Consider the following 16839-nt stretch of genomic DNA (forward strand, 5'->3'; position numbering starts at 1 on the left):
AACTAAACCACACCTGAGGCGACAATGGCTGCTTTTCTGCGTTTACGCGACTGATGGTATGAATCCCAACTAAAAATAGCCAGTGCACTCCAAATACACGCAAAGGTAATTACACGCTCAGCATCAAACACTTCACCATAAAACACCACTGCTAAAATAAACATTAAGCTAGGCCCTATGTACTGAAAAAACCCAAGCGTTGTGTATTGCAATCGCTTAGCTGCGCCGGTAAAACACAGCAATGGTAGCGTAGTCACTATACCTGCACTTACCAATAGCGCATTAGTTAGCCAATCATTCGCTGGTAAATTAGACGTTTCAGTCGGCACCATTAACCACCAATAGGTCAGTGCCACCGGTAATAATATTAATGCCTCAATTAAAATCCCAGGCAGGGCATCAACCTGTAGTTTTTTACGTAATAGGCCATATAACGCAAAAGAAGTCGCTAACGAAAATGCCACAATCGGAAATGAACCAAAACTAATTAATTGTAATAAAACACCTGTAAAAGCCAAGGCAACAGCAGCTCCTTGCAACTTACGTAACCGCTCGTTTAAAAACACCATACCAAGTAATACATTTAACAAAGGATTGATATAGTAGCCTAAGCTGGCATCTAGCATGTGGTTGTTATTAATAGCCCATATAAACAACCCCCAGTTAAATCCCAGTAAGGTCGAGGTAACAACTAGCATCAGAATTAATTTAGGTTGGATTAAAATGCGTTTAATTTTATTCCAGTAGTTGAGCACACTCACCACCAAAATAAGAAACATCACTGACCAAATAACACGATGCATTAAAATTTCAAATGCTGATACATGTTGGATCATCTTAAAATAAATGGGTGCTAGGCCCCACATAAAAAAGGCGAGGCAGGCAAAAATGGCGCCCTTTCGCTGCTCGGTATCAATCGACATAGTAACCACTTGATGATTTAAAAGGCCGTAAGTTTAACCCCCTCTCACTTTTTAGCCAACTAAATACGTGCCCGTTCCAAACGCTATTTGTACCGACTGCTCGTTATGTAACTCCATCCGGCACACGCACACTTTATTTCCTGAGCGAATAAGTGTGGCGCTGGCAATAAATACCTCCCCTTTACCTGGGCGTAAATAATCAGTACGTAAATCTATGGTGCCCAGCGTTGCTAACTTTTTATGCACACTGGGTAAGTCGGCATCGTCTAGTTTTCCTATTACACTTGCTGCAGCAAGCATTCCGCCTACATTGTCGAGCACCGCAGAAATCACTCCACCGTGAAGAATCTTTTGCGCCGGATTACCAATTAATACGTCTTGCCAAGGAAATGATATTTTAGCTTGTTCAGTACTAAGTGACTCTACTGCTATTTTTAAAAACTGGTTAAAGGGCATGTTATTAACAAACAGCGCCCCTACTTGATCGATCAACATTTCTTTATTCATTGTTATTCTCTATGTTTACAGTGGTACGATGAGTAAAGCACAGCTTGAGGCTATTGTAACCCCCCTGCAGATTTTAGTTTATCACTGCAGATGTGTGTACCAAGTAATGAAAGCTAAAGACATCCTGATAAAAAACCACTAAAATAGCGCCGATGAATACACTAACTCCTTCTCCTAATACGCTTGTGCGTAAACCCGAAACTGTACTCAAACAAGTGTTTGGTTACAGTGAATTTCGCGACGGTCAAAGTGCAGTAATTGATGCCGCTATTAATGGCCAAGATTCATTAGTATTACTGCCCACCGGTGGTGGTAAATCGGTGTGTTACCAAATACCCGCGTTGGTATTAGAGGGAGTCACCATTGTTATTTCTCCGCTGATCTCTTTAATGCAAGATCAAGTCACCCAGTTACAAGCACTGGGAGTTAAGGCCGCTTATGTCAATAACAGCCTAGCTCGCGAAGAACAACAATTAGTGTATCAGCAATTGCATCAAGGGCTGATAAAGCTACTTTATGTAGCTCCTGAAAAAGTGCTACAACGCGACTTTTTAGAGCGGCTCTCTCATTTGAATGTGAGCTTGTTTGCTATTGATGAAGCACACTGTGTTTCTCATTGGGGTCACGATTTTAGACCGCATTATTTTCGTTTAAATGAGCTTAAACAACGCTTTGCACATGTGCCTATGATGGCACTCACTGCCACTGCCGATAAAGCGACTCGCTTTGATATTGTTGAGCAACTCAAGCTACAACAGCCCTACATTCATACCGGCAGTTTTGATCGCCCTAATATTCGTTACACCATAGAAGAAAAATTTAAACCTATGGTGCAATTACTGCGTTATTTAAAAGAGCAAAAAAATCAAAGTGGTATTATTTATTGCACCAGTCGTAAACGTGTTGATGATATAGCTGAAAAGCTTGCTGATGCAGGCCTTAATGCTGCCGCTTACCATGCGGGAATGAGTAACGAGCAACGTCAGTTTGTGCAAACCGGATTTGCCCGTGACGATATTCAAATTGTGGTTGCCACCGTTGCCTTTGGTATGGGAATTAACAAGCCTAACGTACGCTTTGTTCTGCATTACGACATTCCAAAAAGTATTGAAGCTTATTACCAAGAAACAGGCCGTGCTGGACGAGATGGGCTGGCTGCAGAGGCCATCATGTATTTTGACCCTGCCGATATAGGCCGGGTTAGACGCTTTTTTGAAGATATTGACGATGAACAACGCCGCCGCGTAGAAGAGCAGCGCTTTAATGCCATGGCCAGCTTTGCCGAAGCACAAACGTGTCGTCGTCAAATATTATTGAACTACTTTAGTGAGTACCAACGCGAGCCCTGTGGGAACTGTGACATTTGCTTAAATCCACCTAAAAGTTTTGATGGCACATTAGTCGCACAGCAAGCGCTTTCGTGTGTGTATCGCGCGCAACAACGATTTGGATTGGGTTACATTGTAGAGTTATTACGCGGCGCGAATACTAGCCGCATTCGTGATAACAATCACCATGAACTTAGTACCTATGGCATAGGTAAAGATAAAAGCAGTGAATTTTGGCTTAGTATTTTACGCCAACTTATTCATCAAGGGCTATTAAGCCAAGATATAACCCAAGGCGCTTCATTGCGTTTAACTGAAGCTGCACGCGCTATTTTAAAAGGTGAATATGCGCTGCAATTGGCCGAGCCTCGCTTACAAGCTAAACATGTTTATCAGGATAAGTTAGCGCAGTTTAATTACGATAAAAAACTATTCGCTCGCCTGCGTGCATTGCGTAAAGAGTTAGCCGATGCCGATGATGTGCCGCCTTATGTAGTATTTAACGATAAAACGCTAGCCGAAATGGCGCAGCTTATGCCCACTAACGACAGTGAATTTTTAAAAGTGTCGGGGGTTGGTTTTACTAAATTAAACAAGTATGGCGGTGAGTTTTTAACCGCAATTCGACATTACCTAGCAACGCAATAAGCCCCTTATGACCGAACTTGAATACGATCACACACATCAATGTATTATTATTAAACCGACAGAGCTGCCGCACGATGAAGACTTTGAATTGTGGGGAACGTTATTTTTGCACAGCGATGAAATTAGCATTAATGAGTATGCCGCTGGGGCAGATCGTCATCAACTGCGTTTTAACTATGCTAACCACACATTTAATTTAAATTTTGAGCATTACAGCCAAAGTGTGTGGATTAATGGTGAAGGACAAGATGCCGACAACCTATTGGCAGCGTTAACATTTCATTTAACTTAAATGCATAGCTAATACCTTATAATCGCTATAAAAATAAAACTAAACCTGTCTTTTACTTACATATCAATAACAATGATGTAAGCTAAGAGTAAGTGTTTTATTTTGCAAAATAGCGCTAAAGAGGATCAATGTTAAATAGAAAATGGATTGCACGTAGTTGTTTTAGCCTTTCTATTTCGAGTATGTTTATGCTCAGCGTTTGCGCGCAAGAAGCGCCACTAGCCCAAAGCTGCCCTAGTGACGACTCATCACAAACTCATGAAAGTAATTTGCGTCGTCAAATTACATCTCAAACTCCAACACTCACAGCACAAAGTAACACTAAAATTACCTCCATTACTTTGCAACAGCTTAATGTATTTAATACTGAACTAGAGGCTGAGAACAATGCATTATTTCGTTTTGCCAATCGGGCGCACATACAAACCGAGCCTGAGGTAATTAAGAGTATTTTACTGTTTAAGTCAGGCGATACCTTTAATCCAAAAGCGCTGGCCGAATCTGAGCGGTTACTGAGAAAACAAAGTTATTTATATGATGCACAAATTATTGCTGACGAAAATTGTGATGGAAATATTGATGTAACAGTAATTACTCGAGACTTATGGACTTTACTGCCCGAACTTAGTTTTAGCCGTAGTGGTGGTGAAAATAAATCAAGTATTGGTTTTCGCGAATCTAACTTATTTGGTTGGGGCAAACGGTTATCGTTTGCACGTAAAACAGACAGTGACCGAAATGGTTATTTATTTGTTTATGATGATCCTAATATCTTATCAACTCGCTACCGAGGGCGTTTAGAGTATGCCGACAACAGCGACGGCAAAAGTCATTTAGTTGAACTAACCTACCCGTTTTATGCCATCGATACGCCCTATAGTTATGGCGCCCTGAGTTACTCAACCCAACGAGAAGAAGCCTTATACATCAGAGGTGAAAAGTTTAGTGAGTTTGAACAAAAAACCGACCTAAACCAGGTGTTTTTTGGCCACTCTAAAGCCCTTAGTCATAACTGGACCCAGCGCTTGAGCCTTGGTTATATTGATGAGCAACACACTTTCAAAGCGATTGATTCTACCACTACAGCAGTGGCTGAAAACAGAAGCTTAAGTTACCCCTACATCAGCGGTCATTGGTTTGAAGATAACTTTATAAAAGTACGTAACTTTGACAGTATTTATCGTACTGAGGATTTAAATTTAGGTTGGAATATCAAAGCCACCCTGGGCTACTCCGATGAATCAATGAGTAACGACGATAGCCGCGCTGTGTACTCGTTTAATTTTAACAAAGCCCATTTTAGCACTAACCATACCCTTTGGCGTTTTCATGCAGATATTCAAGGCTATTGGAATAACGAGAAAAAACAGCTCGAAAACTTGCTCACTACTAGCCAAATTCAATATTATTTAAATACCAGTATTGATCAATCTTGGTATGTAAAAGCAAGGCTGCAATACGCAAAAAACCTCACTAATGATAAACAGCTCACCCTAGGGGGCGAAACTGGACTTCGTGGCTATCCTATGGAATTTCAACATGGGGATCGGAGTTTTTTAGTCAGTTTAGAAAAGCGCTATTACTGGGAATATGACTTACTACAGCTGTTTAAAGTGGGAGGTGCGGCCTTTTTAGATATCGGTCGAGCTTGGTATAACAACGACTCGAACACTCAGTATCAAGTTGAGAACACCCCAGTGCTAAAAAATGTGGGCTTAGGTTTGCGCCTTGCGCCAAGTCGCGCCAATGCGGGTACCATGATCCACCTTGATATAGCCGCGCCGCTAAATAAATATGATGATGTTGACTCGGTACAATGGCTGCTCAGCGTCAAAAATTCTTTTTAAAATCACTACTGCGCGCCTACGTTAAACGTTACACTTTGCGCCTATCATTATTGTGAGAATACATTTTGGAATTAATCACCCTTTTAGAGCTTTTGGGCACACAATATAAACTTATCGTGACCGTGATTGCCCTTTTGAGCTTTCCGCTACTATTAAAAGTAACTAAAAAATTACTCGAAAAAGCTATCAGAGGTAAAATCGATTTACACCGAAAGTACCGTGCAGAGCTACTACTAAAAATAATACTCGCCTTTGTGATGCTGTGTTTAGTATTAGTTTTTTGGGGAATAGAACTGCGTGGTTTACTGGTATTAGGCTCTTCTTTATTTGCCATGCTAGGCGTTGCACTCTTTGCGGCGTGGTCATTGCTGAGTAACTTAACCGCGTTTTTACTGATGTTTATTCAAAATGACTGCCGTGTAGGTTATTGGGTGAGAATTGTGGATGGAGCTAACGCCATTGAAGGGCGTATTATTGAAATGGGGCTGATGAATGTCTTACTCGAACACGTTGATGGCCACAGAGTGATTTACCCTAATAACTTATTTGTTACCCGCCCGGTGTTAGTGCTTAATACGGAGCCTAAACCAACAAAAGCGCCTAAAATTAAACGCATTATTGGCCCTAAACCGCGTAGCTAAACAACACCTATTAAAAAACCGCGTTAGCTTAAAACTAAGGCGGTTTTTTATATCTACAGATAGAGTCATACCAATTCACTTAATTGAGCAAATTGGTATTAATTATTTAGTTCAGCCGTTTTCAGCTCATCATCTAAATCATTTATCTCATCAATAAACGTTTCTAACTGCTGCTCTACCAAGCTATTTGCATGTGCAAAATAAGCAATATGGAATACGGCATCGCCTTCATTTACCAGTGGCATGGTCTGCTGGCCAATAATAATACCGCTTCGAGGAGCAAGGAGTTCAAGTTCTGAATCGCCAAGCGGACTGCTAATATAAGCAAGCACTTGGCCTTTCATTACTCGCTCACCTAACGATACTTGCGCTCTTACTATGCCGTCTACTTCTGCACGCACCCAACTAGTTGAACTTGCAATCACAGGGTCAGGCAGTTTTTTAGGGCGTTTACCGCGTATCATTTTTAAATGTCGCATAACATAATCAACCCCTTGCACGCCTGCAGCAATCGCAATAGGGTCAAAGCGTAGTGCTTCACCCGCCTCATAAGTAATAACAGGTATACCTAAATTAGCGGCTTCACTACGCAGCGAGCCATTACGTAATGACGCATCTATAACCGCAGGCGTACCAAAGGCTTTAGCCATTTGCGCTGTTGCTTCATCGGCTAAATTAGCGCGAATTTGCGGTAAGTTAGTACGGTGAATCGCCCCCGTATGCAAATCAATAATATGCGTACAATGCACAGCTACTTGGTTAAAAAACATATACGCCATGCGACCTGCTAATGAACCACGCTCAGACCCCGGAAAACTCCGGTTCATATCACGGCGATCGGGCAGATAACGCGATTTATGAATAAAACCAAATACATTCACAATCGGGACCGCAATTAATGTACCACGCAGCTGATTAGGGTCGATTTTAGCCAGTAACTGGCGCACAACCTCAACCCCATTTAGTTCGTCGCCGTGTATAGCCGCACACACCATCAACACAGGGCCTTCCATTACACCGTTAACCACTTCAATAGGAATATTAAGCGGTGAATGGGTGTAAAGCTTTGCAGCTTCTAGCGCGAGTGTTTTACGTTCACCTACACCAATACTTTCACCTAATAGGGTGAAAGGTCGGTTAATTTTAACCTTTGCCACGAGTTGCCGTTCCTTTACTTGCAGCATTTTTCTCGATGAAATCAATCACCATGCCCGCAATGTCTTTACCTGTTGCCACTTCAATCCCTTCAAGACCTGGCGATGAATTTACTTCCATAACCAAAGGACCACGAGATGAGCGAAGTAAGTCAACGCCAGCAACGTTTAAGCCCATTGCTTTTGCCGCTGCAACCGCTGTTTTACGCTCTTCTGGCGTAATACGCACCAGTGTAGCGCTACCACCACGGTGAAGGTTTGAGCGGAACTCACCTTCTTGTGCTTGACGTTTCATTGCAGCAATCACTTTATCTCCGAGTACAAAGCAACGAATATCCGCACCACCCGCTTCTTTAATATATTCTTGTACCATGATATTGGCTTTTAAACCCATAAACGCTTCAATAACACTTTCAGCGGCTTTACGTGTTTCAGCAAGTACCACACCAATACCTTGAGTGCCCTCAAGTAGCTTAATAACGACCGGTGCGCCACCTACCATTTCGAGTAAGTCTTTTACGTCATCTGGCTTGCTAGCAAAGCCTGTTACTGGCATGCCTACGCCTTTGCGTGATAATAATTGTAGAGAACGTAATTTATCGCGCGAACGAGAAATAGCCACAGATTCATTAACCGGATAAACACCCATCATTTCAAACTGGCGTAATACAGAACAGCCATAAAAAGTAACTGATGCGCCAATACGCGGAACAATGGCATCAAAATCTTTTAGGTTTTCGCCGCGGTAATGGATTTCAGGTTGATCTGAGTTTATATTCATATAACAACGTAGCGCGTTAATCACTTTTACTTCATGACCACGTTGCTCAGCCGCTTCAATTAAACGACGCGTTGAATATAAATTTTTGTTGCGAGATAAAATACCAATTTTCATAGTTAAAACCTTAACTAAATTATGTTGAGCAAGCACATATAAGTATGTTTGCTACTCAACGAATTCTTATAATAAATGTGATAAAGCCGGATCAACGACTATACGATTTTCCATAGCTGTGCGTCCTAATAACATTCTAAACTTCATTGACGCACGACTTGTTAATGTAATTTCTATTGGCCAACTAAATTCGCCAGCATGTAATGTAGTTTCAATAAAGTAACGCAGTTCTTTTTGGCCACTAGAGCTGGTAACGTACTTCATTTTTTTAACTTTGGCATTGCAGGTGATTTGCGTTTGCTCGTCTTCTTGCAATGGTTGGGCTATAAATTTAACCCATTTTTCGCCTTCCACTTCATATTCTTCAATATTAATTGCATGAATACAGGAAGTACGTGCACCGGTATCTATTTTTGCTTTAATTTGCTCGATGCCCAGCTCGGGTAAACTCAACCACTCACGCCAACCAACTGTTATTTTTGTCGTCATAAATGTGCCCTTAGTAAAAAAAGTGTTTTATACGCTACAGCAAATAAAACACCAACAAAATAAATTAATCTACTCGATAAGCCGATTTGATTGACCTTTTAAGTTAACTCGTTTAACAATGCAGCTCTTACGTATGCATTTAACCATAGGCTAAAACATAAGTTTTTGTTGTTAAACTCAGTTTAACATATACAAAGTAAAGCTAAATTTTATTTATTTAACTAGGGTCTGTTGACCTTTACGAATTAATATTTGTTCAAACTAGGGGCAATTTAATCGCGGCGCGAGGTTTGTAACCTAGTGGGCTAAGTAAAAATCGAGCAACAAAGAGTTAATTGCCCCTAGGCAGAACCCTTCGGGCAGCGCCTATTTGGCATTGATGTTGTGTTATCGCCTATTTATGGGGAATAACCACACTCTGCCTTGCCTAAATACCAAATAGACTGCTGTAAATTTAACCTTGAAAGATAAACAGATCCTAAATACATTACAGTTAACTGTATTGAAAATATACTATCGATGAGAAATTATTATGATTAATGGCTTACTTCATGCGCTTATTCTTGATGAAAAAGGCGGTGCACGCCCCATAGAAAACAGCAAGCAATTACACCAATGGCAACCTACTGATGGAAAACTGTGGGTGCATATGGACTACAGCCAAACAGATGCGGTAGATTGGTTAAAAAACTGCGGGCTGTTAAACGACTATGAACTGGAATCACTCACTGCTGATGAAACGCGTCCACGAATAACGCCAACAACTAATGGCCATATGTTATTTTTACGCGGGATCAACTTAAACCCAGCACAAAGCCCTGAAGACATGGTATCTATTCGGTTATTTATAAATAACGATGTGGTGATCACCACGCGTAAGCGCCGATTATTATCAGTGCAAGATATTCTAGCCTCGTTGAATATTAATGAGGGGCCATGCAGTATTTCTGAATTGGTGTGTACATTAGCGCACAAGCTCACTTCACGTATGCAAACAGTAATTGATGAGCTAGATGAAAGCTTAGATGATTTTGAAGAGGAAATTGATGAGCCCAGTAAAAAGTTTGATAATCAAGGCTTGTCGCAACTTCGCCGTCAAACCATCGCGCTAAAACGTTACTTAAAACCACAAAAAGAAGCACTCAGTAGCATGGTTAATAATCATTACCCATGGCTTTTTGACGATGATAAAGCCAAGCTAAATGAAACCACCAATTTACTTATTCGCTATTTAGAAGAGCTCGATAGTTCAATAGAGCGCGCACTTGTTATCCAACAAACCATTACAAATCAGGTCTCTGAGCAATTAAATCAGCGGATGTATGTAATGTCGGTGGTGGCTGCTTTATTTTTACCGCTGGGCTTTCTAACTGGATTATTGGGGGTCAATGTCGGCGGTATACCTGGAACAGAAAGCCCCTATGCATTCACTGCATTTGTGGTGTTTTTAATTGTTTTAACTGGTGGGATTGGTATTTACTTTAAAAATAAAAAGTGGCTGTAATTACAATACAGATCCAACAAGGCACAAAAAAGGCGAACATATTGTTCGCCTTTTGCATTGGTAATCTTTACTCTTGAAAGTAAGTGCCCCAACCGTCGTATTCAACATCGCATTCAACAGCAAGTTGCGCGAGTTTGTCAACGTCTTCCATTATCACGTCGACATCTAACTCGGCTTCAACAACAATGTCAAAACTCCAAATTTTTTCACCGTCTTCAAGCTCAAGTTCTGCTGGCTCTTCTACATCGTAACCTAGTTTAAACGCAGCCAATGCCGCTTGTTCTAACTTAGTAAAGTCTTCACATACAAAGTGGTGTTCTACTTCATAAAGAATTTCTGGATCGGAACCATCTTCAAGTAGTGAAGTTACGATGTCTTCACTTATTTCACGCCAGTTTTCCATTATTTCTCTCTCACTTGAGCATCTAATTCTGTTATTTTAGCAGCCATAACACTGTGCACACTTTTAGCATGTTCACGGGCACTGATACTGTTATCAAGTGCTATGGGGGCTAACATTTCAATGTAAATTGTACCATTATCCCAGCGATTTAGTTTAATGGTTTTATCGGTTGTGTTCATACATACTGGCACAACAGGCACCTCTGCACTCATTGCGGTATGAAATGCACCGGTTTTAAAGGGGAGTAAACCACGACCATAACTACGCGTCCCCTCAGGGAACATCCACACCGATAAGCCTTTTTGTTTTATTTTAGCCGCTGCTTTTGAGATTGTGCCAGCAGCTTTTGAACGATTTGAACGGTCGATTAAAATATTACCCGACAACCAATAAAGCTGCCCAAAAAATGGGATCCATTTAAGACTTTTTTTGCCAACGCTCACACAATTTTTTGGTACCATGGCTGGAATAGTAAATAAATCGTAGCTATTTTGATGATTCGCTACATACACAGCAGGCCCCACCTTAAGCGCATCAGGGTGATATTTTAGTTCTAATTTAACCCCAAGCATTTTAGCCATTGAGCCAAACCAACTTGCAATAACGTGCACATTATTAGGATGAAATGGTCTAAATATTGATAACAACAAACCAAAAAAACAACTTAATAATATAAACAACAGCATTATTAAAATACGTATAACAGCTAGCAAGTGCGCCTCTCCAATATAACCACAATCATGTATTGCTTTATTATAACGTTATTTTGTTGCGCAGACGAGAAAATAGCGCACAAGCGTTCGCTGAAATAAAACAGTCATAAAAAACGGCTTACCTAAGTAAGCCGTTATCTAATTTAGTCTAATTTTCCGAGTGTTTTAACTTTGCTCAGTATCTGAATTTGGCTCATCAACTTGCTGAGGTGTTAACTCTACCACGGCTTCATCAACGCGCTGTAAACCACGAGGTAACTTGTTCCCTCTGCGGCCTCGCTCGCCATGGTAATGCTCAAGGTCGCTTGGTTTAAGCGTCAATTTACGCTTACCTGCATGCAGCGTAACACTGCTCCCTTGCGGCACAACAGCTAATACTTTTACAAACTCTTCGCGCGCTTGTACTTTAGCGCCCGGAATAGAAATAATCTTATTGCCCTTGCCTTTACCTAGCTTAGGTAAATCACGCAGTGGGAATAACAACATTCGTCCCTCGTTAGAAATTGCCATACAGTAATCACTGGCAACGTCATTCACGCGAATTGGCGAAAGTAACACACCACCTTTTGGCACACTCACTAAGGCTTTACCGTTTTTGTTTTTACTGACTAAATCTTTAAAGTCAGTAATAAAGCCATAACCGGCATCAGAAGCCATTAGCAATACTTGAGCGTCTTCACCCATAACTACGTGCTCAAAGCTTGCGCCTGAGGTTAAGTTAAAGCGCCCTGTCATAGGCTCGCCTTGGCTTCTTGCAGAAGGAAGGCTATGCGCATCGGTCGCAAATGCACGCCCTGCTGAATCTAAAAATACCGCAGGTTGATTACTTTTACCTCGCGCTGATGCTCTATAGCCATCACCGGCACGGTAATTTAACCCTTCTACATCTAAGTCATGCCCCTTACCAACACGTGCCCAGCCTTTATCAGATAAAACAACAGTCACAGACTCTGAAGGGATTAAATCTTTTTCGCTCAGTGCTTTGGCTTCCACACGCTCAATAACAGGTGAGCGACGATCGTCGCCATACATTTCTGCGGCTTCTTGAATTTCTTTTTTAAGCAACGTCGACATGCGACGGTCTGAGCCTAATGTTTGCTCTAATTTGTCACGCTCTTTGGCTAATTCGTCTTGCTCACCACGAATTTTAAACTCTTCAAGTTTTGCTAAATGGCGAAGTTTTAATTCTAAAATGGCTTCCGCTTGAATATCGGTTAACTCAAAGCGTTCCATTAATAATGGTTTAGGCTTATCTTCAGAGCGGATAATTTCTATAACTTCGTCAATATTTAAAAAGGCAGCAAGCAAGCCCTCTAAAATATGTAATCTTGCGAGTACTTTATCGAGTCGATATTGCAAACGACGACGCACTGTTTCACGTCTAAAGGTTAACCATTCAGTTAAAATACTACGTAAGTCTTTAACCTGTGGACGGCCATCTAAGCCCAGCATGTTTAAGTTTACGCGGTAATTTTTTTCAAGATCGGTTGTTGCAAATAAGTGCGCCATTAATGGCTCAGCTTTAATTCGGTTTGAACGCGGCACAATCACAATACGGGTTGGATTTTCGTGATCAGACTCATCACGTAAGTCAGCCACCATTGGTAACTTTTTAGCGTTCATTTGCGCTGCAATTTGCTCAAGTACTTTTGCACCCGAACATTGGTGCGGCAAAGCGGTAATGACGATATCGCCCTGCTCTTCACAATACACTGCACGCATTTTAATTGAGCCACGGCCGGTTTTATAAATTTTGTGAATATCAGCTTTAGGCGTAATTATTTCAGCATCGGTTGGGTAATCTGGCGCATGCACTAAATCCAGTAACTCTTCGAGCTCTGTTTTTGGCTTATCAAGTAATAAACAACAGGCACTGGCCACTTCACGCACATTATGCGGTGGTATATCGGTTGCCATACCCACAGCAATACCAGTTACCCCATTAAGTAATATATGCGGTAAGCGCGATGGCAACACTAAAGGCTCATCCATGGTGCCATCGAAGTTTGGCGTCCAATCAACGGTCCCTTGGCCTAATTCTTTGAGTAATACCTCAGAGAATTTAGATAAACGCGCTTCAGTGTAACGCATTGCCGCAAATGACTTAGGATCATCAGCTGCACCCCAGTTACCTTGCCCATCCACCAAGGGGTAGCGATAAGAGAACGGCTGCGCCATCAGTACCATGGCTTCATAACAGGCACTATCACCATGAGGATGGTATTTACCTAATACGTCACCCACGGTACGGGCTGATTTTTTGTATTTTGCATTTGCCGATAATCCCAACTCACTCATCGCATAAATAATACGACGTTGCACTGGTTTTAGGCCGTCACCAACGTGCGGTAAGGCACGATCCATGATCACGTACATTGAATAATTTAAATAGGCGTCTTCGGTAAAACGCCCCATTGTTTGTTGTTCAATTCCTTGCATTAGCAAGGTATCTGTATCACTCATTAAAGCTTACCTAGTTTTTCTTATAGCTTACGCGGTAAATTACGTTTGCGTAATCATCGCTTACCAATAGACTGCCATCATTTAATTGTGCAAATGCAACAGGGCGTCCAAATGTCGTTTCGTCTTGCATAAAGCCGGTGATCAGTGGCGTATACTTTGTTACCTTAGCATTTTCTATAGTTGCCACTGCCACTTTATAACCGACCTTTTTAGAGCGGTTCCATGAACCGTGCTCAGCTACAAATAACTGTTGTTTATAGCTATCAGGGAACTGCTTGCCGGTATAAAAATGAATACCTAATGGCGCAACATGCGCACCTAATGCCAATGCAGGTTGAGTGTAGTTAGCAATGTTTTTGCCTTCACCAAACTCCGGATCAACAATAACGCCGCCATGCACGTATGGAAAACCAAAATGTTCTTCTTCTTTAGTGATGCGGTTTAGCTCATCGGGTGGAATATCATCCCCCATCATGTCGCGGCCATTATCGCTAAACCATAGCATTTGCGTGCTAGGGTGAAAGTCAAAGCCTACAGTATTGCGCACACCTTTGGCTAAAGTGGTTATTTCTTTGGTGTCGGTGTTTAACGAAAAAATACGACCAAACCGAGGATCTTCTTCGCAAATATTACAGGGAACACCCACCGGAATAATCAGCTCGCCGTTTGGCGCAAAGCGTAAAAATTTCCAGCCATGGTGGCGCTCTGACGGTAAATCGCTATAAAACACTTCATATTCAGGGTTTTTGAGGTGTTTATCGATATTTTTAAAACGAATAATACGGTGCACTTCACCGACATATAAATCACCGTCTTTAATCGCTAAACCCGAGGGCATATTCAGTCCCTCTGCAATCACTATTTTTTTATCTGCAACGCCGTCGCTGTTATGATCAATCAATGCATACACATTACCCGCATTACGCGAACCTGCATACACTATACCTCGGCTTGATACTGCAATTTGCCGAGCATTTTCAACATCATCAGCAAATAAGCTTATTTCAAACCCTGGGGCAGCCGTCAGCTTGTCGAGAATATTTTTCGCCATCACTGGCGATGACATAAAGCCGACTAACAACAGTGTGCTAAATAGTCTTTTCATTTGCCTCTCCTGTAGCCCAAAGGCTTATTAAACTTGTGCTTTGTTACCGTGATCTTCAAGCCATTGGCGGCGATCTGATGAACGCTTTTTAGCAAGTAACATATCCATCATTTCCATTGTTTGTTCTTCTTCATCAAGTGTTAGCTGCACTAAACGACGGGTATTTGGATCCATGGTTGTTTCACGCAATTGTAGCGGGTTCATTTCACCCAAGCCTTTAAAGCGTTGCACGTTTACCTTACCGCGTTTTTTCTCTGCTTCTATACGCGCTAAAATTCCGGTTTTTTCATCTTCATCAAGCGCGTAATAAACATCTTTACCAATATCAATTCTAAACAGCGGTGGCATAGCAACATACACATGCCCAGTTTTTACCAATTGTGGGAAGTGGCGCACAAATAAGGCACACAATAAAGTGGCAATGTGCAGTCCATCCGAGTCAGCATCCGCTAATATACATATTTTATTGTAACGCAGCCCTGATAAATCACTTGAATCGGGGTCAATACCCAATGCCACTGAAATATCATGCACTTCTTGAGAGGCCAAAATTTGCCCTGATTCTACTTCCCAAGTATTTAAAATTTTACCTCTTAGTGGCATGATTGCTTGGAACTCACGATCTCGCGCTTGTTTAGCTGAGCCACCCGCTGAATCACCCTCTACTAAAAACAATTCCGTGCGGTCATTATCAGCAGCACTACAATCGGTCAGTTTGCCTGGTAATGCAGGGCCTGAAGTAACACGTTTACGAACTACTTTTTTAGCCGCGCGTAAGCGACGCTGTGCATTTGAAATACATAATTCAGAAAGTAACTCTGCGGTGTCAGTGTGCTCATTTAGCCATAAGCTAAAGGCATCTTTTACGACACCCGATACAAACGCAGCACATGAACGTGATGAGAGTTTTTCTTTGGTTTGCCCTGCAAATTGTGGGTCTTGCATTTTTACCGACAATACATAACTACAACGTTCCCAAATATCATCTGGGGTGAGCTTTACACCACGTGGTAATAAGTTTCTAAATTCACAAAATTCACGCATCGCCTCTAAAAGCCCTTGGCGCAGGCCATTTACGTGGGTGCCACCTTGTGCGGTAGGAATTAAGTTTACATAACTTTCGGCTGTTGACTCACCGCCTTCAGGCATCCATACAACGGCCCAATCAGCGCCTTCAATAGAACTTGAAAACTCACCTACAAATGGGTCTTTAGGCAGTATCTCATAGCCTTTAACTGCTTCTACTAAGTAATCTTTTAAGCCGGTTTCATAAAACCACTCTTGGGTTTCTTTCGTTTGTTTATTTACAAACTTAATACGCAAACCTGGGCATAGTACCGCTTTGGCTTTTAATAAATGGTTAAGCTTAGTCAGTGAAAAGTTAGCAGAATCAAAATAGCTGGTATCTGGCCAAAAGCGCACGGTAGTACCGGTATTGCGTTTACCCACTGAGCCAATAACATTTAAATCTTCAACTTTATCGCCATGCTCAAAAGCCATTCTAAATTGCTGTGCGTCACGGCGAACCGTTACTTCCACACGGGTAGATAGCGCATTAACGACCGAGATACCTACCCCATGCAAACCACCAGAGAACTGGTAATTTTTATTTGAAAACTTACCACCTGCGTGTAATTTGGTGAATATTAGTTCAACCCCAGGAATACCTTCTTCAGGGTGAATATCTATCGGCATCCCCCGACCATCATCGCTCACTTCAAGTGAGTTATCTTCATGCAAAATGACATCAATACGCGTCGCATGCCCGGCCATTGCTTCATCAACACTGTTATCAATAACCTCTTGGCCTAAATGATTGGGGCGCGATGTGTCTGTATACATGCCTGGGCGGCGTTTTACCGGCTCTAATCCATTAAGTACTTCAATGGCTTCGGCGTTATAATTTTGTTGAGTCATAGTTTTTATC

General features: G+C 41.7%; 15 protein-coding genes. 5 read left to right on the top strand and 10 right to left on the bottom strand.

The window, feature by feature from the left end:
* Positions 1-2 precede the first annotated feature (2 nt).
* Both rarD and KK487_RS12730 read right to left on the bottom strand, forming a co-directional pair.
* Positions 3-923: an EamA family transporter RarD gene (rarD, locus tag KK487_RS12725; protein WP_215521825.1), complete on the bottom strand. Its 921-nt coding sequence runs from the start codon at positions 921-923 to the stop codon at positions 3-5.
* 51 nt (positions 924-974) lie between these two features.
* Entirely contained in the window at positions 975-1430 is a 456-nt protein-coding gene (locus KK487_RS12730) for a thioesterase family protein (protein ID WP_028835656.1), read from the bottom strand.
* 152 nt (positions 1431-1582) lie between these two features.
* Between KK487_RS12730 and recQ the strand changes: the two genes are divergently transcribed.
* The 4 genes from recQ (at position 1583) to KK487_RS12750 (ending at position 6186) form a co-directional block, all read left to right on the top strand.
* Positions 1583-3406 carry a DNA helicase RecQ gene (recQ, locus tag KK487_RS12735; protein WP_028835655.1) on the top strand — a complete coding sequence of 608 codons (1824 nt, stop codon included), beginning with the start codon at positions 1583-1585 and terminating at the stop codon, positions 3404-3406.
* 7 nt (positions 3407-3413) lie between these two features.
* On the top strand, positions 3414-3698 hold the full coding sequence (locus KK487_RS12740) for a DUF3630 family protein (protein WP_215521826.1): 285 nt from the start codon (positions 3414-3416) through the stop codon (positions 3696-3698).
* Positions 3699-3826: 128 nt separating this feature from the next.
* Entirely contained in the window at positions 3827-5545 is a 1719-nt protein-coding gene (locus KK487_RS12745) for a POTRA domain-containing protein (RefSeq protein ID WP_215521827.1), read from the top strand.
* 65 nt (positions 5546-5610) lie between these two features.
* Positions 5611-6186: a mechanosensitive ion channel domain-containing protein gene (locus tag KK487_RS12750; RefSeq protein ID WP_013465831.1), complete on the top strand. Its 576-nt coding sequence runs from the start codon at positions 5611-5613 to the stop codon at positions 6184-6186.
* 98 nt (positions 6187-6284) lie between these two features.
* Here the strand turns inward: KK487_RS12750 and KK487_RS12755 are convergent, their stop codons facing one another.
* From KK487_RS12755 to KK487_RS12765, 3 genes are all read right to left on the bottom strand, one after another.
* Positions 6285-7343 (bottom strand): succinylglutamate desuccinylase/aspartoacylase family protein, encoded by a 1059-nt coding sequence (locus tag KK487_RS12755; RefSeq protein ID WP_008110612.1) that lies wholly within the window; start codon positions 7341-7343, stop codon positions 6285-6287.
* Complete coding sequence (gene rimK, locus KK487_RS12760; RefSeq protein WP_008110610.1) at positions 7330-8235, bottom strand: 30S ribosomal protein S6--L-glutamate ligase; 906 nt, start codon at positions 8233-8235, stop codon at positions 7330-7332. Before rimK ends, KK487_RS12755 begins: the two co-directional genes overlap by 14 nt.
* 66 nt (positions 8236-8301) lie before the next feature.
* Positions 8302-8724 carry an ATP-dependent zinc protease family protein gene (locus KK487_RS12765; RefSeq protein ID WP_008110607.1) on the bottom strand — a complete coding sequence of 141 codons (423 nt, stop codon included), beginning with the start codon at positions 8722-8724 and terminating at the stop codon, positions 8302-8304.
* A gap of 532 nt (positions 8725-9256) precedes the next feature.
* On the opposite strand from KK487_RS12765, the gene KK487_RS12770 reads away from it, so the two are divergent.
* The gene (locus KK487_RS12770) at positions 9257-10228 is read left to right on the top strand and encodes a zinc transporter ZntB (protein WP_036956638.1); all 972 of its coding nucleotides are present in this window, start codon (positions 9257-9259) and stop codon (positions 10226-10228) included.
* A gap of 67 nt (positions 10229-10295) precedes the next feature.
* Here KK487_RS12770 and rraB read toward each other — a convergent pair whose 3' ends face one another.
* The 5 genes from rraB to parE all read right to left on the bottom strand — a co-directional run bounded on the left by rraB (position 10296) and on the right by parE (position 16829).
* A complete protein-coding gene (gene rraB, locus KK487_RS12775; protein ID WP_008110603.1) occupies positions 10296-10631 on the bottom strand; it encodes a ribonuclease E inhibitor RraB in 336 nt (111 codons plus the stop codon).
* Positions 10631-11344, bottom strand: a complete 714-nt coding sequence (locus KK487_RS12780; protein WP_036956639.1) for a 1-acylglycerol-3-phosphate O-acyltransferase — start codon at positions 11342-11344, stop codon at positions 10631-10633. The genes rraB and KK487_RS12780 overlap by 1 nt, the downstream gene beginning before the upstream one ends.
* Positions 11345-11509: 165 nt before the next feature.
* Positions 11510-13807: a DNA topoisomerase IV subunit A gene (parC, locus tag KK487_RS12785; protein WP_013465834.1), complete on the bottom strand. Its 2298-nt coding sequence runs from the start codon at positions 13805-13807 to the stop codon at positions 11510-11512.
* A 10-nt stretch (positions 13808-13817) separates the two neighbouring features.
* The gene (locus KK487_RS12790) at positions 13818-14912 is read right to left on the bottom strand and encodes a PQQ-dependent sugar dehydrogenase (RefSeq protein WP_033102549.1); all 1095 of its coding nucleotides are present in this window, start codon (positions 14910-14912) and stop codon (positions 13818-13820) included.
* Positions 14913-14939: 27 nt separating this feature from the next.
* The gene (gene parE / locus KK487_RS12795; protein ID WP_013465836.1) at positions 14940-16829 is read right to left on the bottom strand and encodes a DNA topoisomerase IV subunit B; all 1890 of its coding nucleotides are present in this window, start codon (positions 16827-16829) and stop codon (positions 14940-14942) included.
* Positions 16830-16839: the final 10 nt, after the last annotated feature.

This window comes from Pseudoalteromonas sp. SiA1 (genome assembly GCF_018732205.1).
Lineage (GTDB): Bacteria > Pseudomonadota > Gammaproteobacteria > Enterobacterales > Alteromonadaceae > Pseudoalteromonas > Pseudoalteromonas tetraodonis.